The organism is Marivivens aquimaris (genome assembly GCF_015220045.1).
In the GTDB taxonomy this organism is placed as follows: Bacteria; Pseudomonadota; Alphaproteobacteria; order Rhodobacterales; family Rhodobacteraceae; genus Marivivens; species Marivivens aquimaris.
In genome coordinates this window covers 2,094,647-2,113,647 of record NZ_JADBGB010000001.1, presented here as the reverse complement: position 1 = coordinate 2,113,647, position 19,001 = coordinate 2,094,647, and the positions used below count along the sequence as shown (strand labels likewise).

At 59.3% G+C, this 19,001-nt stretch carries 22 protein-coding genes; 15 read left to right on the top strand and 7 right to left on the bottom strand.

All coding sequences use genetic code 11. From position 1 onward, the window contains the following. The first annotated feature begins 159 nt into the window (after positions 1 to 159). A complete protein-coding gene (purU, locus tag IF204_RS10460; protein WP_194096803.1) occupies positions 160 to 1,044 on the top strand; it encodes a formyltetrahydrofolate deformylase in 885 nt (294 codons plus the stop codon). A 31-nt stretch (positions 1,045 to 1,075) separates the two neighbouring features. Here the strand turns inward: purU and IF204_RS10455 are convergent, their stop codons facing one another. The 3 genes from IF204_RS10455 to IF204_RS10445 form a co-directional block, all read right to left on the bottom strand. Beyond that, positions 1,076 to 1,690 (bottom strand): class I SAM-dependent methyltransferase, encoded by a 615-nt coding sequence (locus IF204_RS10455; RefSeq protein WP_194096801.1) that lies wholly within the window; start codon positions 1,688 to 1,690, stop codon positions 1,076 to 1,078. Between the two features lie 155 nt (positions 1,691 to 1,845). Continuing rightward, the gene (locus IF204_RS10450; RefSeq protein ID WP_194096799.1) at positions 1,846 to 4,005 is read right to left on the bottom strand and encodes an esterase-like activity of phytase family protein; all 2,160 of its coding nucleotides are present in this window, start codon (positions 4,003 to 4,005) and stop codon (positions 1,846 to 1,848) included. Positions 4,006 to 4,149: 144 nt separating this feature from the next. Beyond that, complete coding sequence (locus IF204_RS10445) at positions 4,150 to 5,628, bottom strand: NAD-dependent succinate-semialdehyde dehydrogenase (RefSeq protein WP_194096797.1); 1,479 nt, start codon at positions 5,626 to 5,628, stop codon at positions 4,150 to 4,152. A gap of 71 nt (positions 5,629 to 5,699) precedes the next feature. On the opposite strand from IF204_RS10445, the gene IF204_RS10440 reads away from it, so the two are divergent. Next, on the top strand, positions 5,700 to 6,482 hold the full coding sequence (locus tag IF204_RS10440; RefSeq protein WP_194096795.1) for an alpha/beta hydrolase: 783 nt from the start codon (positions 5,700 to 5,702) through the stop codon (positions 6,480 to 6,482). Here the strand turns inward: IF204_RS10440 and IF204_RS10435 are convergent. After that, complete coding sequence (locus tag IF204_RS10435) at positions 6,479 to 6,901, bottom strand: hypothetical protein (protein WP_194096793.1); 423 nt, start codon at positions 6,899 to 6,901, stop codon at positions 6,479 to 6,481. The genes IF204_RS10440 and IF204_RS10435 overlap by 4 nt on opposite strands. A 221-nt stretch (positions 6,902 to 7,122) precedes the next feature. On the opposite strand from IF204_RS10435, the gene IF204_RS10430 reads away from it, so the two are divergent. From IF204_RS10430 to IF204_RS10415, 4 genes are all read left to right on the top strand, one after another. After that, complete coding sequence (locus IF204_RS10430; protein ID WP_167635882.1) at positions 7,123 to 7,992, top strand: L,D-transpeptidase; 870 nt, start codon at positions 7,123 to 7,125, stop codon at positions 7,990 to 7,992. A 196-nt stretch (positions 7,993 to 8,188) separates the two neighbouring features. Next, complete coding sequence (locus IF204_RS10425; RefSeq protein WP_167635883.1) at positions 8,189 to 8,518, top strand: hypothetical protein; 330 nt, start codon at positions 8,189 to 8,191, stop codon at positions 8,516 to 8,518. 6 nt (positions 8,519 to 8,524) lie between these two features. Beyond that, entirely contained in the window at positions 8,525 to 8,791 is a 267-nt protein-coding gene (locus tag IF204_RS10420; protein ID WP_194096791.1) for a hypothetical protein, read from the top strand. Between the two features lie 7 nt (positions 8,792 to 8,798). Continuing rightward, positions 8,799 to 9,467 (top strand): DUF1523 family protein, encoded by a 669-nt coding sequence (locus IF204_RS10415; protein WP_167635885.1) that lies wholly within the window; start codon positions 8,799 to 8,801, stop codon positions 9,465 to 9,467. Here IF204_RS10415 and IF204_RS10410 read toward each other — a convergent pair whose 3' ends face one another. Next, positions 9,468 to 10,313, bottom strand: a complete 846-nt coding sequence (locus tag IF204_RS10410; RefSeq protein WP_194096789.1) for an AraC family transcriptional regulator — start codon at positions 10,311 to 10,313, stop codon at positions 9,468 to 9,470. It lies immediately after the preceding gene. A 135-nt stretch (positions 10,314 to 10,448) separates the two neighbouring features. On the opposite strand from IF204_RS10410, the gene rpe reads away from it, so the two are divergent. The 8 genes from rpe to IF204_RS10370 all read left to right on the top strand — a co-directional run bounded on the left by rpe (position 10,449) and on the right by IF204_RS10370 (position 16,532). Next, positions 10,449 to 11,138 (top strand): ribulose-phosphate 3-epimerase, encoded by a 690-nt coding sequence (gene rpe, locus IF204_RS10405; RefSeq protein WP_194096787.1) that lies wholly within the window; start codon positions 10,449 to 10,451, stop codon positions 11,136 to 11,138. 82 nt (positions 11,139 to 11,220) lie between these two features. Continuing rightward, a complete protein-coding gene (locus tag IF204_RS10400) occupies positions 11,221 to 11,364 on the top strand; it encodes a hypothetical protein (RefSeq protein WP_194096785.1) in 144 nt (47 codons plus the stop codon). Continuing rightward, a complete protein-coding gene (locus tag IF204_RS10395; protein WP_194096783.1) occupies positions 11,361 to 12,050 on the top strand; it encodes a response regulator transcription factor in 690 nt (229 codons plus the stop codon). Before IF204_RS10400 ends, IF204_RS10395 begins: the two co-directional genes overlap by 4 nt. Then, positions 12,035 to 12,994, top strand: coding sequence for a sensor histidine kinase (locus IF204_RS10390; protein WP_194096781.1), 960 nt, complete (start codon positions 12,035 to 12,037; stop codon positions 12,992 to 12,994). The genes IF204_RS10395 and IF204_RS10390 overlap by 16 nt, the downstream gene beginning before the upstream one ends. A 194-nt stretch (positions 12,995 to 13,188) precedes the next feature. Further along, a complete protein-coding gene (locus IF204_RS10385) occupies positions 13,189 to 14,100 on the top strand; it encodes a UDP-2,3-diacylglucosamine diphosphatase (protein WP_194096779.1) in 912 nt (303 codons plus the stop codon). Positions 14,101 to 14,103: 3 nt separating this feature from the next. Continuing rightward, positions 14,104 to 15,240 (top strand): ceramide glucosyltransferase, encoded by a 1,137-nt coding sequence (locus IF204_RS10380; RefSeq protein ID WP_194096777.1) that lies wholly within the window; start codon positions 14,104 to 14,106, stop codon positions 15,238 to 15,240. 3 nt (positions 15,241 to 15,243) lie between these two features. Continuing rightward, a complete protein-coding gene (locus IF204_RS10375; protein ID WP_228069155.1) occupies positions 15,244 to 15,837 on the top strand; it encodes a DedA family protein in 594 nt (197 codons plus the stop codon). After that, positions 15,834 to 16,532 (top strand): glycosyltransferase family 2 protein, encoded by a 699-nt coding sequence (locus tag IF204_RS10370; protein WP_194096775.1) that lies wholly within the window; start codon positions 15,834 to 15,836, stop codon positions 16,530 to 16,532. Before IF204_RS10375 ends, IF204_RS10370 begins: the two co-directional genes overlap by 4 nt. Here the strand turns inward: IF204_RS10370 and IF204_RS10365 are convergent. Then, complete coding sequence (locus IF204_RS10365) at positions 16,523 to 17,224, bottom strand: glutathione S-transferase family protein (RefSeq protein WP_194096773.1); 702 nt, start codon at positions 17,222 to 17,224, stop codon at positions 16,523 to 16,525. The genes IF204_RS10370 and IF204_RS10365 overlap by 10 nt on opposite strands. Positions 17,225 to 17,362: 138 nt before the next feature. On the opposite strand from IF204_RS10365, the gene mscL reads away from it, so the two are divergent. Continuing rightward, entirely contained in the window at positions 17,363 to 17,821 is a 459-nt protein-coding gene (gene mscL, locus IF204_RS10360; protein WP_194096771.1) for a large conductance mechanosensitive channel protein MscL, read from the top strand. Between the two features lie 51 nt (positions 17,822 to 17,872). Here the strand turns inward: mscL and ald are convergent, their stop codons facing one another. After that, positions 17,873 to 18,985 carry an alanine dehydrogenase gene (gene ald, locus IF204_RS10355; RefSeq protein WP_194096770.1) on the bottom strand — a complete coding sequence of 371 codons (1,113 nt, stop codon included), beginning with the start codon at positions 18,983 to 18,985 and terminating at the stop codon, positions 17,873 to 17,875. Between the last annotated feature and the right edge of the window lie 16 nt (positions 18,986 to 19,001).

Genomic DNA, 19,001 nt, shown 5'->3' with positions numbered 1-19,001 from the left:
AAACGGGTGTCCACAATCAGGTCCAAAACGCAACAATCGGAGCGGACGTTTCCCCGCGACGACACAAAATGCCGCAAATGGCTGAAAAACGGCGCTCCTGTTCAATGGAATCTGCGTGGGCTGTCTGTAATAGCCAGCGAAAGCATACCGGAGACCACCATGTCGAAATACGTTCTTACAGTGACCTGCAAATCGACCCGCGGAATCGTCGCGGCCGTTGCCAACTACATGGCGGATAACGGTTGCAACATCACCGATACCGCCCAGTTCGACGACCAGAAAACTGGCAAATTCTTCCTGCGCGCCAGCTTCACCGCCGAAACCGGTATGACCCTTGAAGAGCTGATCAAAGGCTTCGAGGCCACCGGCGCCGAATTCGACATGGACTACGATTTCTTCGTCGACGGTGCGAAGACCAAAGTCGTCATCATGGTCTCCCGTTTCGGCCACTGCCTGAACGACCTGCTTTACCGCTGGAAAATCGGCGGCCTGCCGATCGACATCGTTGCCGTGATCTCGAACCACATGGACTACCAGAAGGTTGTCGTGAACAACGACATCCCGTTCCACTGCATCAAGGTCACCAAAGAAAACAAGCCGCAGGCCGAAGCCCAGATCATGCAGGTGGTCGAGGATTCGGGCGCTGAGCTGATCGTTCTCGCGCGCTACATGCAGATCCTGTCGGATGCGATGTGCCAGAAGATGTCGGGCCGCATCATCAACATCCACCACTCGTTCCTGCCGTCGTTCAAAGGCGCGAACCCCTACAAGCAGGCGTTCGAAAAAGGCGTGAAGCTGATCGGTGCGACCTCGCACTACGTAACTGCCGACCTCGACGAAGGTCCGATCATCGAACAGGACGTTGTACGCGTCACCCACGCCCAATCGCCGGAAGACTACGTCTCGCTCGGCCGCGACGTCGAAGCTCAGGTTCTGTCCCGTGCGATCCAGGCGCACGTCCAGCGTCGCGTGTTTCTTAACGGCGACAAGACCGTTGTCTTCCCGGCAAGCCCGGGCGGCTACGCATCCGAGCGTATGGGCTAATGAACGAAGGGCGGGGATTTCCCCGCCCTTTTCATGTCTTCCGCCCGATCAGGAACAGCGCCGCTTTCTTGTTCGGCTGCCAGTCATGGACGATCTCCAGTCCGGCCTTGCGGTACATCTCCCGCATCTCCTCCTTGGTGCGCGAGTAAGGCGTCAGCCCCAGCCACGGCCAGCGAAGGAACGGCAGCAGGATCTTCATCCCCACACCCATATCCGCAACACAAGCGGTCGAACTGATCAACACGCCGCCAGATTTCAGCTTGGCAGCGACCTCGGCAATGATGTCTTGCGGGTTGTGCACCAGATGCAGAATGCTGTGGCAGAGGAAAGCATCGAACTCACCGTCCAGCACCTCCATCGACCCCACTCGAAAGTTGGCATTCGTCAGCCCCGCCGCCTCCGCCTTCCGCCGCGCGATTGCGATCATGTTTTCGGCAAAGTCGGCGGCCACGATCTCTCGCACATGCGGCGCGATAAAGATCGCCGTCGATCCTGTGCCGCAGCCAAGCTCACCGACGCGGCTCTCCTGATCCACATGCTCCAGCGTCTTGGCCAGTTTCGCCTGATAGGATGCCTCGTCCGCGATGGGCGACTTGGCATAGCGCTCCGCCATCCAGTTCCAGAATTTCGGTGTCTTCGCCGTCATGACCTGATCCTTTCAAACAAAGCCGCGCTCTATTCACTTTGATAAAAATACCTTGGGGGTGAATGCCCGAAGGGCAGAGGGGGCAAAGCCCCTCATATCCCGCAACGAAACAAGGGCCCCGAAGGGCCCCTGCTGTAAAGTCCGAATTGTGTGACTTACATCTGGCCGATGGTCCAGAAGAACGTCTCGCCCGAGCTGTCGTCGACGCCGTCGTTGTCGGTCGAAACCCAAGTCGTGCCGTCTTCGAAGATCGCCAGACCTTCGATCTTGTCGACAACGTAGCCGCCGTTTGCAGCCAGATCGGGGATCAGGTCACGGACGACTTCTTTGGTGACGACGGGCAGTTCGGTGCCGAGAGCGGCCGGAACCATTTCCGAAGCGGGGACGCGGACGATCTGCTTGATCGCGGCGGCTTCACCGATCTGGTTGTCGCGCTCGATCAGGTAGACGTAGTCACCGTGTGCGGTGATTTCCGACAGGCCGACCCAGCCAGCTGCGGGCTCGTCTTTCGGGAACGAAACGGCGCCCCACTCTTCGCTATCGGTATTGTAGGCAACGAGCTTGACGAAGTTGTCGGCGTCATCGGCCCACTCACGCTGAACGGCCATCCACAGGGTGTCACCGATCATGGTGACGCCTTCGAAGCCGTAGCGCTTCTCGACGGCCAGCAGTTCTGCCGGTAGCGAGATTTCTTCTTCGATCTCGCCGTCTGCGTTGATGTGGTAGAGGCCGTGCGGAACCATACGGTCGGTGCGGCCTTCCGAAGCGACCCAGAAGCCGCCTTCGCCATCAAGGGTGATGCCTTCCATGTCCAGCTTTTGCGCCGGATAGCCACCACGGGTGACGTCGGTTGCTGCAACGATGCGCGCAGGAGTCTGCTTGGTGTCGATGGTGAAGATGCGCGGCTGGTAGCTGTAGAAGCTGTCGTTGACCGCGTAGACCATGCCGTCTTCGCCAGCGACCATGCCCGAGATTGCGCCCCAACCGATCAGCTCGTCCGCACCTTCGGAGGTCAGCTGCGGGTAGGCAGCCGGTGCGTCTTGCAGTTCGTAGAACATGACGTGAGCGCGTGCGCCGCCGTCTTCGATCAGGTCGGTCTCGTTCGCGGTGACGAGCAGGTTGCGCGACGGGATCGCAATTGCGCCTTCCGGCGAGATGCCCGACGGCAGCAGGTTCTTCAGGACCGGAGCAGTCGGGTCGGTGACGTCATAGACGCCGACCATCGACGAACGCTCGGACAGGATGAACAGGTACGGAGTGTCGCCGAAGACAGCGAACTCCATGCCCTCAGGCTCGTTGCCCTTGGCGTCCGAACGCTTGTCCGGATAGTGGCCGGCCTGGATGATGGCTTCTTCGAACGAGGTGCCGGCCTCATAGACCACGGTGCCGTCCTTGTGGAAGATGGTGAAACCGCGCGAACCGCCGTCCATGTCGCCTTCGTTGGCGATGGCGAAGTGGTTGTCGTCGATCCACTGGAGGCCGTCAGGCTCGCGCAGGCGGCCCATCTGGCTTTCGGTGAAGCGCAGAGCGCCGCGCTCGTCGGTGGCGTCGATATTTTCCAGATCGACCGAGCCAGCCGAGAACTGGTTCATGACTTCGCCGTCAGCGCCGATGACGACGATAGCGTTGTTTTCTTGCAGGGTGACAGCGATCTCGCCGAGGCTGTTCACGTCAACGAATTCCGGTTCCGGATCTTCCGGTGCGATCTCGGTCAGACCAGAAACGTCGATTTTCAACAGGCTATCGCAGACGATGGTTTCGTCTTCAATCATGACCTTGACCATGTAACCGCCCGGAGCCTGACCGACGCGGCCATCACCGAGGTCTTCGTCACGCTCGTTTTCGATAGCCACAGCAACGAATGAACCGTCCTTGGCGACTGCGGTCGAATCCGGCTGGCCACCGAGGTCGCACTCGCCAGTGATTTCGCCCGACGCGAGGTCGATGGACACCAGCTTGCCCGACGGCGCAGTGTAGCTTTCCGAGGTATTCACGCCAGCAAACGCGGTGTTGCCGATGACCGACACTGCGGTCGGTTCACCGTCGACAGCCACGTTGCCCTTGGGCTGCGGGTTCGTCGGGTCGGTGATGTCGATCATGCCGATCACGCCGAGCGGGCTGTCGGAATAGACGATGGTCATGCCGTCTGCGGAGGCCGAAATGATCTCGGCCGAGGTTTCCTGCGACATGTCTTCGCCTTCGGCCATGTTGTGCGGCGTGGCAAACGAAGAAATGCGGTTGAAATTCATCTCGGCCATGGCGCTGCCAGCAGTCAGCGCGAGGATCGAGGTCAGGCAGACGGTCTTGATGGTCATGCTACTCTCTGGGTCAGAATGGTCAGTGGCACGGAGGTGGCCGCAAGACGTGACAACGGTGTGAGAGTTGGATGACACAATTGTAAAAAGAAAAGCCCCTGCACGTCGGGCGTGCAGGGGCTCTTTGTCGGTCTGCGTCTTGGGTTAGACGTTGGTGCAGATGTACTTCAGTTCGAGGTAATCCTCGATGCCGTGGTGGCTGCCTTCACGGCCCAGACCGGACTGCTTCACACCGCCGAACGGCGCGACTTCGGTGGAGATGATGCCGGTGTTCACGCCCACGATGCCGTACTCCAGCGCTTCCTGAACCTTGATCACGCGGCTGAGGTCTTTGGCGTAGAAGTAGGAGGCGAGACCGAAGATCGTGTCGTTCGCCATCTCGATGACTTCATCTTCATCCTTAAAACGGAAGAGCGGTGCGAACGGGCCGAAGGTCTCTTCGCGGGCAACCTTCATGTCCTGCGTCGCGTCGCAGATGATGGTCGGCAGGAAGAACTGGCCGCCCTCAGGCGCCATTTCGCCGCCGGTCAGGACCTTGCCGCCCTTCGACAGCGCATCGGCGAGGTGGTCTTTAACCTTGTCGACGGCTTTTGGTTCGATCAGCGGGCCAAGGTCGGTGCCTTCGTTCAGGCCATCACCGACTTTCAGCGCCTCGACGGCCTCTTTCAGCTTCGCGCTGAAGGCATCGTAAACGCCGTCCTGCACATAGATCCGGTTCGCGCAAACGCAGGTCTGGCCGTTGTTGCGGAACTTGCAGGCGATGGCGCCTTTTACCGCTTCGTCGATGTCGGCGTCGTCGAAGACAATGAACGGTGCGTTGCCGCCAAGCTCCATTGAGCACTTCATCACCTGATCGGCGGCCTGACGGAGCAGGATACGGCCCACCTCGGTCGAGCCGGTAAAGGTCAGTTTGCGCACCTTCGGGTTTTCGCAAAACTCTTTACCCACGCCCGAGGCGTCTTCGGAGGTCACGACCGAGAACACACCGGCAGGTATACCGGCTTCTTCGCCGAGCTTCGCCATGGCAAGTGCCGACAACGGGGTCTGCGAGGCAGGGCGGATGACGAACGAACACCCTGCGGCGAGGGCAGGGGCGACCTTGCGGGCAATCATCGCGTTGGGGAAGTTCCACGGGGTGATGCCTGCGGCAACGCCAATGGGCTGCTTGATGACCGTGATGCGCTTGTCGGCCATGTGACCGGGAATGGTTTCACCGTAGACGCGCTTGGCCTCTTCACCGAACCATTCGACGAAGGACGCGCCGTAAGCGATCTCGCCGCGGCTTTCGGCCAGCGGTTTGCCCTGCTCGGCGGTCATGATGATCGCGAGGTCTTCTTGGTTGGCCATCATCAGGTCGAACCACTTGCGCAGGATTTTCGCGCGGTCCTTGCCGGTTTTCTTGGCCCACTCCTTTTGCGCTTTGTACGCGGCATCAATGACTTCGCCGGTCTCTTCGCGGGACAGGTCGGGGATCTTGGCAATGACGTCGCCACGGGCGGGATTCACCACGTCGAAAGTGGCGCCATTCCGCGCGTCGACCCATTGACCGTTGATATAAGCCTTGTCCATGACCAGATCAGGATTGGACAACAGGGATTTCAGGTTTGTTGCCGAAGCAGACATGACTTTCTCCGAATAATTTGATCACATTCAACGCAAAGGGACCGCAAAGGTCCAGTGATTACGGTGGAGATATGCCAAATAATCGCGACGACGAATTCGCAAACGGTGCTTACATCGAAGGGGCTGCGGGCTATCCGCCGCGATGGCAGTCCGAAGCGGCAGAATTCCGCAAAACACACGCAAGCCGACTCGACGCGGGCATTCCGTATGGCGAGGGCGAGCGCGAGAAGTTCGACCTCTTCGTGCCCGAAGGAAAGGCAAAGGGACTCGTTGTATTCGTGCACGGCGGCTACTGGCTGGCGTTCGATCGCGCCGACTGGTCTCATCTGGCAGAGGGACCGCTGTCCGCAGGGTATGCGGTCGCTATGCCGTCCTATAGTCTGTGCCCGACAGTTCGGATTTCCGACATCACCCGCCAGATCCGCCGTGCGATTTCTGTAGCTGCGGCGAAGGTCGATGGGCCCATCTATCTGACGGGCCATTCCGCTGGTGGGCATCTGGTAGCGCGGATGGCGTGCAATGATGAACAGCTGGACTGGCAGGACCGTCTGGCGCGGGTCGTGGCAATCTCTCCTCTCGCCGACCTTGCGCCGCTTCAGGAAACCACGATGAACGAGGATCTGTGCCTAGACCCTGATGAGGCTGCTGCCGAAAGTCCCGTTAGCCACAAACCCGTCTGCCCTGTGCATGTCTGGGTAGGGGCGAACGAGCGTCCCGTGTTCCTATCTCAAGGTCGAATGCTGGCAGACAACTGGGGTGTGCCGATCACGGTCGAACCAGATCGGCACCATTTCGACGTCATCGACGGGCTCGCGGATGCAGAGAGCGCTCTGTGCCGGACGCTGCTCGCTTAGGGCAGTTCGACGAACCTTTCGCAGACATAGTCGAGCTTTGGCGTGTTGCCGAGCGTGTAAGGGAACCCGCCAAAGGCATGTTCCGACACGATCACGACGGCGTTGGCGTCCCCGATCCCGTTGCTGATTTTTGCTGCATCAACGGGATCGAAAAAGTCCGCTAGGGCTTCTTCGACGCGCGTTCCGTAGCCTGTCGCAACATAATTTGTGTCGATATAGGCACCCGGAAGATCGCGGGTCAGCATCTCCGGACAATCGGGGCCCTCCGTGTCGAAACAATAGCCGAACAGGTCAGCCTCGCTGTCAAAATGTCCAGCAAATACATGGACTCGCACAGTACCTTCGGGGCTGGGCTGTGGCATTTCCGGCTCGTCTTCCGGCAGGGCTGCGGGGTCAATCAGTTCCTTGATGATACTCATTACGTTCTCTCCCTTGGTGCAAAGCACCACTCCAGATGGACAGCTAGATCGGTTTATCGTTTGTCCAAGAGGGCTCCCCACCTAGTTATACTACAAAAGAACTTAACACCTTCGTGATATCATACATCAAAACCACACTGCGCGTCAGACTTGCCGTATACATTTGCCGATTGGCATCCGAATGGTATTGGTCCGCAAAGTACGACTACGGACAAAACAGAATGAAAGACCTCCGTTTGAAGATTTTTAAGCCGCTGTTTGCCGTTCTGGCCCTGTCACTCGCAGCAGCATGTGCCCCCGAGCCCGAACCTGTCGAAGAACCCCAGCCGCAGAATGTTGTTGTGCCGGGCTACGAGACGATCATCGACAACGGTTACGCCGTTGCTGCGGTCCCGTCTGAATACCTCGACACGCCGAACCGCCGCTTCCTTGTCCAGTACACCGGACCTGCCGAACCGGGTCAGATCGAAGTCGATATCTACGCCAAGTTCCTGTACTGGATCATGGAAGACGGCACCGCATGGCGCTATCCCATCGCCGTTGGCCGTCTGGGCCGTTCGATCCGCACCGACACCGTGATCAAGCGCAAGGTGGAGTGGCCGGGTTGGACCCCGACCGCGAATATGCTCCGCAACGAGCCTGACGTGTATGGCCCGTTCAGCGGCGGTATCCCCGGCGGTTTGCGTAGCCCGCTCGGTGCGCGTGCGCTTTACCTCTATCGCGGCGACCGTGACACGTACTTCCGTATCCACGGCACCAACGACCTCGCGTCTATCGGTAATTCCGGCTCGGCTGGCTGTATTCGCATGTTCAATCAGGACATCATCCATCTGTTCGAACAGGTTCCGCTCGGCACCCGCGTTGTGATGCGCAGCGAGGCCGACTCGATCGACATCGAGGACGAGTACTACAACCGCGGCATGGAAATGCCTGCGCGTCACGTCGATCCCGACGAGATCTACAGCGACGAGGCCATTGCCGCTGACCGTCCGATTGCTGAAATTATCGCCGACGAAATCGCCAACGGCGAGCTTCCGGCGGATGCAGAGGTCGAACTTGAGGGCGAACATGCCACTGACGACTCGGCTTGAGTTGAAATGACATCAAAGCGAAAGCCGGAGAAGTAATCCTTCGGCTTTTTAGTTTTATGAACCTAATTTCTCACCATCACGCACTTTTAACTCACACTTTGGTATAGAAGTCGGGTTCTGGGGAACGTCGAGGTTGAATGTGCGGCTCGTAGAGTACAGCTTATTGCCGAAGCCAGACGCCAGTGGGAGGCGACCTTTGTACGCAATTCTATTACCTGCCGTCGCATTGGCCGTCGTTGGATGGCTCATCCCGCAGCTCATCGCAAAGTTTCTGCCCGAAGGCCTCAAGCCTCTCGCCATCAATGCTGTCATCTCAATCCTTGTGATGATGCTGATCGGCATCTGCTTTTTCATCGGCCTCTACGTAATCCAAGGGTTCCCGATTTTCGAATTGCTCGACGCGGGCTTCACGGCCGTGCTTGAACACTTCGTCCCGCTCGCCGCGATTTCCGCGCTGCTCTGGGGGCCTGTTCTTGTGCTGTCGATCGCGAACCTGCCTCGCCACTGGAGCAAGGTGGTCTGGTAAGGGCCGGTGCGGTTCATTGTCTTTCTTGCGGGCTCCGGCCTGGTCCTTTCAGCTTTCTACCTTGTTGTTTCCGTCTATTCGCGGTCCGTCAGGCGCGAGAAGCTCGAAAAAACGTGGGATGCGACCAATCTCGGGGGTGATCCCACCGCGCGGGAAGCCTATATCGCCGAGAACATGACCCGCTACGAACGCAGTTTTCGTAAAAAGCTGATACTGCTGGTCTATATTATTCCAGCAGTCACCGTGGCGGTGATCTATTTTGTGACGAACTGAGGTCGATATGTCTTTCCGGATGATTTTCCGCGCTGTGCTCGTGGTGCTCTTGCTGCCGTTTTTCGACTACGTGCTCCCGCAGCACGACATCGCGCGCATCACGGGGACGGAGGTCATCCGTCAGGACTTCAGTCGCTGGAACAGGATGTTCTACGCGCAGCCTGAAAGCGGTAACGCCGACCTCGGCTCGCGGGACGTGCTGTTCATTAATACGGTGCGCCGCCCGACCTATCTGTTCGGTCTGATCCGCGGCTCCGAAGCGAATGACATCATGATCTATCGTAACGAGGATACGGGCTGGATCTGGCCGCCGTACTTCAAATTCGACAGCCGTGATCTCCAAGGCGAGGCACAGGAGTACACATCGACATCTGCCAACCCGCAGTGGGTCGTCATCACCAAATACGGCTGGCGCAACCGCTTCCTCACCACGTTCCCGAATGCCGTACGGATCAAGCCTGTTGATGGCCCCGATGTGACCATCATTCCGTGGTTCAACATCATCTTCTTCATCGCGCTGGCGATCTTCATCCTGTTCACCCGCCGCGTCTGGTTCCAGTTCCGCGAACGCGTCATGGACCCCGCGCTGGGCCGTGCTGGCAATGGTGTGGACCGTATGGAGGCAGGCATTGCGGAGCGCAAATCGCGCTTCAACCGCTGGCGTAACCGTAAGTAATCAGGCGGGCTGGATCGCGTTCGTCTGGAACTGACGCCGGAACTGTGCCGGCGTCATCTTGTGGTAGGACAAGAACAGCCTGTGGAAGTGGCTGAGGTTCGGGATGCCACAATCGGCGGCGATCTCGGCCAAACTATCGCCCGATCCCGTCAGCATCCGCGCGGCGTGCTGCATCCGGATTTCGTTGATGTACTCCGAAGGGCTCTGCCCAAGGAAATGACGCGCCGTGCGGCTGACATGTGCATGGGCGCGGCCAGTGACGCGGACGAAACCGGCAGCGCCATCGCGGAAAATCGCGGGCTCTTTGGCGGCGTTGCAGGCGCGCATCAACCAATCCGGCGCTTCAGAGGGCAGGGGCACCTGCTCTGCCATCAGCGATGAAAGCAGCGGCAGCAGGAATGCTTCGGCGGCGAGGGACGAGGCGGTCTGACGCTCCATCAACATCGCGGCGCGATTGAGGTCGGCCATCTGGCGGCTATCACGCACCACGCGAATGGGGCGGGGCGCATTGGCCCAGAAAAACCGGCCGTTCAATTCGGGATGCCGCGCCAGCAGGCTCCCCATCAAGTCGGATGAAAAGCTCACCGAGACGGCCATTGCCTCTTCGCCGCGCCCTTGGAGTGCGTGGATATGCTGCGGCTGCACGAAAAGCAGCGAGCCTTCCAGCAAGTCCTCGTGGCGGTCCTCAAGGTGATGCCGAAGCTTGCCGTTCTGCACCCAGATCAGTTCGTAAAAATCGTGATGGTGCAGGCTCTTGGGCTTCCGCTTGGAAAGCAGAGCCCGCGAAAGCGCCCAATGTCCGCCCGCCGGCAGGACATCGTCAGATTTGAGTAGCAGCACCGACATGCGTACATCCTAACCACAAAAATCGATATTCATGTGAACCTATTTGCCGCAGTGCCGCAATAGATGGTTTGAATGGATGACGTTGCCAGCAAACCGCGTTAAATAGCGGCAGAATGCACTAGGAGGACGCTGCGCATGACTTTCGACCGCTCTATCAAGATCGCTCCGTCGATTCTTTCCGCCGACTTCGCCAACTTTGGTCAGGAAATCCGCGCGATCGAAGATCAAGGCGCCGATTGGGTCCACGTCGATGTCATGGACGGACACTTCGTGCCGAACCTGACCTTTGGCCCGCCCGCCGTCAAAGCGTTCCGTCCGCACGTCAAAACCTTCATGGACGTGCACCTGATGATCTCTCCGGTCGATCAGTACATCGAGGCTTATGCCGAAGCCGGTGCCGACATGATCACCGCTCACATCGAGGCAGGTCCGCACATCCACCGAACCGTACAGGCGATCCGCGCGCAGGGCGTCAAGGCTGGCGTTGCGCTGAACCCCGGCACCCGCGCCGAAGAGGTCGAGTATCTGCTCGACAGCATCGACATGGTGCTCGTGATGACGGTGAACCCCGGGTTTGGTGGACAGAAGTTCATCCAGAGCGGCGTCGAGAAGGTCCGCAAAGTGCGCGAGATGATCGGTGACCGCCCGGTTCACATTCAGGTCGACGGCGGCGTCGATACGAATACCGCTCCGCTCGTCGCGGCTGCCGGTGCTGACTCGCTTGTGGCGGGTTCGGCCGTGTTCAAAGGCGGATCGGTCGACAAGGCTGACGTCTACGGCGCCAACATCAAAGCGATCCGCGAAGCAGCGCAGTCCGCGCTCTGATCTGCACACCATCTGCACAACTTCCGCAGTCCGGCTACGCGGCCGGACTGGCACCTGTAGGCGCAACTACAGGAGACAAATGATGAAGCAGATTGTGGTAAACGGTGTCCCGCGGAGCCTTTTGCGGGACGGATGGTGGCTTGATGAACATGCGAAAGCCTTTCGTAGCGGAGCCACCAAGGGTAGCGTGAGCCAGACCAAATCTGCCGAAGCCACCGACAAATGACCCGAACTATTCTGATTGCCGACGATGATGCCGACATCCGCGATATCCTGAGGATCGCGCTGAAGCAGGCAGACTTTGCGGTGATCGAAGCCGAGGACGGTGCGCAGGCGCTGGAATTGGCGCAAACCGCGAAGCCGGACCTCGTGATCCTCGATATTGGGATGCCGGAGATGGACGGCCTCGACGTGTGCCGCCAACTGCGTAAGTCATCGGACGTGCCCGTGCTGTTTTTGACCGCCCGCTCTGACGAGATCGACCGGATTGTGGGGTTGGAGCTTGGTGCGGACGACTATGTCGCCAAACCGTTCTCCCCGCGCGAACTGGTCGCCCGCGTGAAGGTCATCCTGAAACGCACCGCGACCGCACCCACCAAGCCGAGCGGGTTGAAGCGTGGGGTGCTGACAGTCGATCCCGAGCGGCACGTTTGCCATGTCCGCGAAACGGAGGTCGATCTGACCGCTCGCGAACAAGACATCCTGATGCACCTGATCGCCCGACCCGAACATGTCGTGCCGCGTCCTGCACTGGTGGATCAGGTGTATGGCACCAACATTCACGTCAGCGACCGGACGCTCGACAGTCACCTGCGGAACCTGCGCAAAAAGCTGGCCGATGCGGGCTGCCCCGATGCCATCGACACCGTGCACGGCGTCGGGTTGAGGATGGGTCAATGTCGCGGCCAGTAGGGGCGAAGTGGCGCCCGTCGCTCGGCCTCGTCGTTGCGGTGGTTTTGGGCGCTGTGCTGGGACTGGCATTTGGCGGGATTGTGGCTGTGCGGTACCTCTGGCCGTACCTCGGCTACCGCGAGGCGGTCTTTGCAGTGTTCGCTGTGGTCTTTGTCGCGACCATCGCGCTGGGCTGGGGCTTGGTGCGGTTGGTCTTGCGCCCCGTGTCATTGCTGGCAGCGCGGTCAGGGGCGATCAAACGGTCGGAAGAAGGGTCGCTTGACCCGTTGCCGCATTACGGGACCAGCGAGTTCCAGATGCTTGGCCAATCCATGCTGGAGATGGGCCGCGTTTTGCAAAACCGCGAGGCAGTCGTGCGGTCCTATGCCGACCATGTGACACACGAGATGCGCTCCCCATTGACGGTGTTGCGCGGCGCGGCTGAACTGCTCGACAGTGACCTCCCGCCAGATGAACGCCGCCGCCTCGTCGCGCGGATCGGGCAGGCGACCGATCGGATGATGGCGCTCCTCGAAGCGCAGCGTGATTTGGCCCGCGCGCAGGAGCCGATGCCCGCAGGACAGACCGTGTTCGCCGATCTGGTCGAGGAATGGCAGATTGCCTATCCCGATCTGGACATCTCTATGAGGGGCGCGGCCACCATTCCGCTGAGCAAAGAGGCCGTTCGGTTGGTCATCCAGCATCTCCTTGCGAACGCCGCGGTCCATGGCGCGCGGAAGGTGACGCTGGAGTGCAATGGGCAAAAGGTCATCGTCACGGACGATGGGCAGGGGATTTCGGCAGGCAATCGCGACCGCATTTTCGAGCCATTCTTTACCACGCGGCGCAGCAGTGGCGGCACGGGGATGGGCCTGCCGATCGTGCGCCGGATGCTTGAAGCACACGGCGGCTCTATCGCGCTGCTGCCAACAAACGAAGGCACCGCATTCGAGATACGCTTCTGACGCCGCGACAATTTGTCGACCCACCCAGCCGTTTTTTGGGAACAGAAACCCGCACGAAATGCGTTGATAATGAAGACCGACTATTTTGTGCATTTTCTTGCCAAGCCGGATAACATTTTTGTGGTTCCGAGACGCAGCTGTCACATTTCGAAGGTATCGAGACGGCAACGTTATCGGGATCGAGGCACGTTATTATGGATATTCAGTCCCAGAGTTTTTCGAGGGCCCCGTTCATTGTTCCGCCCGAGGTCGTGGCCGATTTGCAAGCGATGGCTCGCACGCCAAAATCCGACCGAAAGCCCAAGCACCAGCCTGGTAAGCGTTACTTTCCGACGATCTTCATTTCCGACCTGCACCTTGGCGCCCGTAGTTGCCGCGCAGAGGAATTGCTCGCTTTCCTTCAGTCCCACGTCGCCGACACGATCTACCTTGTCGGCGATATCTTCGACATCTGGCGCCCGATCGGGTCGCGCTGGACGAAAACCCACCACGACATCTTCCGCCTCTTGCTGGACCGCGCCAAAAGCGGCGTGCGTCTGGTCTATACCCCCGGCAATCATGACGAATTCTTCCGCAACTATTTTGGCACCTATTTCGAGTGCGTCGAAGTTGCCGATTACGTCTATCACACCGCCTCCGACGGCTCGCGCTACCTCGTGATCCACGGCGATTGCTGTGACGAATTCGAGCAGCGTGCCCCGCTTCTGTCAAAGCTCGGCGCCCATTGCGAAGGCGTGCTGCGCGGTGCGCAGGACTGTTTTAACTGGGTTGCTTCTGGCTTCGGGATGAAGCGCGAATGGAACGGCATCGATTGGTGCCTGAACCGCATCAATAGCATGCTTCGCGCGCAGGACAGCTTTCAGTTCCGCCTGACTGATCTGGCCAAAGAGCACGAGGTCGACGGCATCATCTGCGGCCACTTTCACCAAGCCGCGCTGCACTCGGACCATGGCGTTGTCTACGCCAACTGCGGCGACTGGACGGAAAATTGTACGGCTCTGGCTGAAACCAGTAGCGGTGGTTTGATGTTGGTAGACTGGGCGGCCCACGGTGCGACTGCGCCTGTGCCCGCCGCTGAAGACGAACCAGTGTCTGTGCGAGCTTGAGCCATGAACGGAATTGAAATCATTGCCTCCGCGATCCTCGGCACCTCCGGTGCCCTCCAGATTGTGACGTCCGGCGCTGCCGCTTACGCGATGAAGGCAAAACGCAAGAAGACCATCATTTCGGGCACCCCGAGCGTATCGGTGCTGCGCCCTGTCTGCGGATTAGAGAACAACATCGAGGAAACGTTGCGCACGACGTTCGAAACAACGTGGCACGGCAAGGTCGAGCTGCTGTTCTGTGTCGACCGCGAAGACGATCCCATCGTTCCCGTGGTCCGTGGACTGATCGCTGAATACCCGTCTGTCGAAGCGCGACTGCTCGTGGGGAGGGACCATGTTTCGGGAAACCCCAAGCTGAACAACCTTATCAAAGGCTGGAGAGAAGCGCAGCACGAGTTCGTCCTGATGGCGGATAGCAACGTTCTGCTTCCGGCTGACTATATCGAACGCCTTTTTGCATGCTGGGACGACGAAACCGGCCTTGTGACCTCGCCGCCCGTTGGTGTTGATGCGGCGAATATGTGGGGCTCGCTGGAATGCGGTTTCCTCAACACCTATCAGGGGCGCTGGCAGCTTAGCTCTGACGCTTTTGAAAACGGCTACGCACAAGGCAAGATGCTGTTCTGGCGCAAGGACATCCTCGACGCTGCGGGTGGACCCGAAGCGCTGGGCGCAGAAATGGCCGAAGATGTGGCCTCCACCAAAGTTGTCCGTGCTGCCGGTAAGAAAGTTCGCCTACTCAATCAATTGATGCCGCAGCCGATCGGTGAACGCGATTTCAAATCGGTCTGGAGCCGTCAGGTGCGCTGGGCCAAGGTCCGCCGTATGGGCTTCCCCGCCGTATTCTGCGCCGAAATTCTGGCTGGCGTCGGGCTGCCGATGCTTATGACCCTCATCCTGACGTTCACCGGTCTGCTGTCGTGGTGGTGGCTGCTGGCCGTTCCCGCATTGTGGTTCGGCGTCGAATTCGCAGTCGCGAGCCTCGCAGGATGGCCGCGGAGTTTGCGCGATGTTGCAACGTGGGTTATCCGCGACGCCATGCTGCCCTTGATCTGGGTGAGCGCATGGAGAGGCAACAGCTTCGAGTGGCGTGGCAATGCAATGGACGCCAGCGAGGTGACGGCGAAAGCCCGAGGCTAAATTATGGACTTGAATACACTCCAGCAGCTTGTGCAGGCGCACGGCCTGTGGCTGCTGGTACCCGCGTCGATCGTCGAAGGACCGATCGTCACCGTCATCGCTTCGTATATGGCGAGCCTTGGTTTGCTGAACATCTACGCGGTCTACGTGATTTGCGTGATCGGCGATCTGCTTGGTGACACTATCCTTTATTGCATCGGACGGTTCGCGCCGAAGACACTACCCGGTCGTTGGCAGGTACGCCTCGGCCTCAGCCGTAGCCGTCGCAAAAGCCTGCGCGGCCATTACCACGATAACGGCGGTAAGACCCTGATGATCGGCAAGCTTACCCATGCGGCCAGCGCGCCCGTTTTGGTCGCGGCTGGCGCGGCCAAGATGAACTACCTCAGCTTTATCGGCTGGAACACGCTCGCCACGCTGCCGAAGACTTTGGTTTTCACGATCGTTGGCTATGTATTCGGGTATGCCTACGCGACGATCGACAACTACATTTTTCGTGGGTCGATTATCCTGCTGGGCCTGATGCTCGTCGTCGGAGGCATCTGGTATTATCGCCGCCGCAACAGGGTGGCAAACGAAGAGGAACACGAAGTTTGACCGTCAAGATCAGCTGCATCATCCCCGCGTACAATGAAGAAGCCCGCATCGGCCACGTGCTCGACTCCGTTGTCGGGCATCCGCTGGTGGACGAGGTCATTGTTGTGGATGACGGCTCCTCGGACGGGACGGCTGACGTCGTCGAGGGACGCGAAGGCGTGACCTTCATCAAGATGGAGCGCAACCGCGGTAAAACGTGGGCCGTGACAGAGGGCATCGAGGCGGCCAAGGGATCGCATCTGCTGCTTGTAGACGCGGACCTGCTCGGGCTTGAAGCGTGGCACCTTACGGCGCTGATCTCGCCCATCGTGTACAATCAGGCGGATGTGTCGATCAGCCTGCGCAAGAATGCTCCGAAAATCTGGCACCGGATCGGGATCGATTACATCAGCGGCGAGCGTGTGATTGAACGCGAGGTGCTGGCCTCGAAGATTTCCGAACTGCGAAAGCTGCCGAAGTTCGGGCTTGAGGTGTTCATGAACCGACTGCTGATGGACCGCGACGCGCGTATCGCCGTCGTACAGTGGCCCGAAGTTGTCAGCCCCTTTAAAAATGCAAAGGTCGGCTGGATGCGCGGGCTGACGGCGGACGTCAAAATGATCACCGACATGTGCCGCAGCGTGCCCCCGTGGGGGCTGGCGTCGCAGATCTACAAAATGCGCCGCCAGCGGGTAAATGTGCCTGATCAGGCCTGAATTGCAACGCACTCAAGCGCTTTCTTGATGGCCGGACGGGCGTTGAAACGTTCGATGTAGGCGTGGACGTTGGTGAACTGATCGAAATCGGTGACCTCTTTGGCCTCGTAGAAGTCGAGAGCCTCTAGCCACGGCACCAGCGCCATATCCGCAATGGAATATTCGCCGGCGATCCAGTCCTGACCTTCAAGCTGGGTGTTGACCACGTTCAGCAGGCGCTTGGCTTCGTTGATGTAGCGGTCGCGCGCTGTCGGGTCTTCCATCTTGGAGCCCGCGAACTTGTAGAAGAAGCCGAGCTGACCGAACATCGGACCGACGCCAGCCATCTGGAACATGAGCCACTGGATCACGGTGTAGCGCTCGTGCGCGTTGCGGCCGATGAACTTGCCGCTTTTGTCTGCAAGGTAAATCAGGATCGCACCGCTTTCGAAAAGGCCGAGCGGCTCACCGTCGGGACCGTTCGGATCGATGATCGCGGGGATCTTATTGTTCGGGCTGAGCGAGAGGAACTCGGGGCTCTTCACGTCCGTGTCGCTGAGCGAGACCTGATGGTATTCGTACTCCAGACCCATTTCCTCCAGCGCGAACGGGATCTTTTTGCCGTTCGGGGTCGGGAAGGCGTAGAGCTGAATAAGCTCTGGGTTCTGGGCGGGCCAGCGTTTGTTGATTTCGAAAGTAGATAAATCGGCCATGAAAGCCTCCTGAAATTATTCTCTCAATACCTAGGCATCCATTGTGCGATATGAAGGATTAGACATGTGGGCGGGTAACGCTAAGTATGTGCGGTAAAGCGCAGGATAGCGCACCCTTTTAATAAGGAATTGAGGGAAATGTATAAGGAATTCAAAGCGTTCATTGCCAAGGGCAACGTTATGGACCTTGCCGTCGGTATCATCGTCGGCTCGGCTTTCACTGCGATCGTCAACTCGATCGTCAAGGATCTGATCAACCCGATCATCGGCGTGATCACCAGCGGCCTTGATTTTACCAACACCTATTGGGTTCTCAGTGGCGATGTTCCGGCAGACGCAAGCCTTCAGGAAGCGCGCGATGCAGGGGCCGCGATTTTCGCTTACGGCTCGTTTATTATGGCCGTCGTGAACTTCTTCATCATCGCGTTTGTCGTGTTCCTGCTGGTCCGCTTTGTGAACCGCGTGCGTGACGAGATGACCGAAAAAGAGGACACCCCGATCCCCGAAGCGCCGAAGGCTCCGACCGAGTTGGAGATCCTCATGCAGATCCGCGACGAACTGCGTACCGACAAAATCCCCGCAGGTCCGCAAGGCTAACAAAAAGGCCCGCCGTAATTGGCGGGCCTTTTCAATTTCTGCGAGTGGAAATTACAGCAGCGAGGCCGGATCGACCGTCTCAATGCCGAGTGCTTCGCCAACAGCGGCGTAGGTCAGCTGGCCGGCGTGAACGTTCAGGCCGTTCAGCAGGTGCTTGTCATCGGCGCAGGCTTTCTTCCAACCTTTGTTAGCCAGCGCGATCATGAACGGCATGGTCGCATTGCCCAGAGCGATGGTCGAGGTGCGGGCGACAGCGCCCGGCATGTTGGCAACGCAGTAGTGCATCACGCCGTCGACTTCGTAGATCGGGTCTTGGTGCGTGGTGGCCTTCGAGGTCTCGAAGCAGCCGCCCTGGTCGATGGCAACGTCGACAAGGACCGCGCCAGGCTTCAGTTCTTTCAGCTGGTCGCGCTTGATCAGCTTCGGCGCGGCAGCGCCAGGAACGAGGACAGCACCGATGATCAGGTCGGCTTCGCGGGCCAGTTCGATGGTGTTGGCAGCCGACGCGTAGGAGGTTTTGAATGTGCCGCCGAACACGTCGTCGAGGTAGCGCAGACGCGGCAGCGATCGGTCGAGAACGGTCACATCAGCGCCCATACCAGCCGCGATTTTCGCAGCATGGGTGCCGACGACACCGCCGCCAACGACCAGAACCTTGCCCGGACCAACGCCCGGAACGCCGCCGAGCAGAACGCCGCGACCGCCGTTGGCCTTTTGCAGAGTGTAGGCACCAACCTGCGGAGCGAGACGACCGGCAACTTCGGACATCGGAGCCAGCAGCGGGAGACCGCCGCGGGCGTCGGTCACGGTCTCGTAAGCGATGCAGGTCGCACCGGAAGCCAGCAGGTCCTTGGTCTGCTCCGGATCGGGAGCAAGGTGAAGGTACGTGAACAGCAGCTGGCCTTCGCGGAGCATCTTGCGCTCTACGGCCTGCGGCTCCTTGACCTTCACGATCATGTCGGCAGCTGCGAAGATGTCTTCGGCCTTGGCAGCAATGCTTGCGCCAGCGGCAGTGTAGTCTTCGTCAGTGAAACCGGCACCGGCACCTGCATTGGTTTCGATGGTGACGGTGTGGCCGTGGGCTACGGCCTCCTGAACGGCGCTGGGCGTCATGCCGACGCGGAATTCTTGCGGTTTGATTTCTTTGGGGCAGCCGATGTGCATGGTACATCCTCCTGTT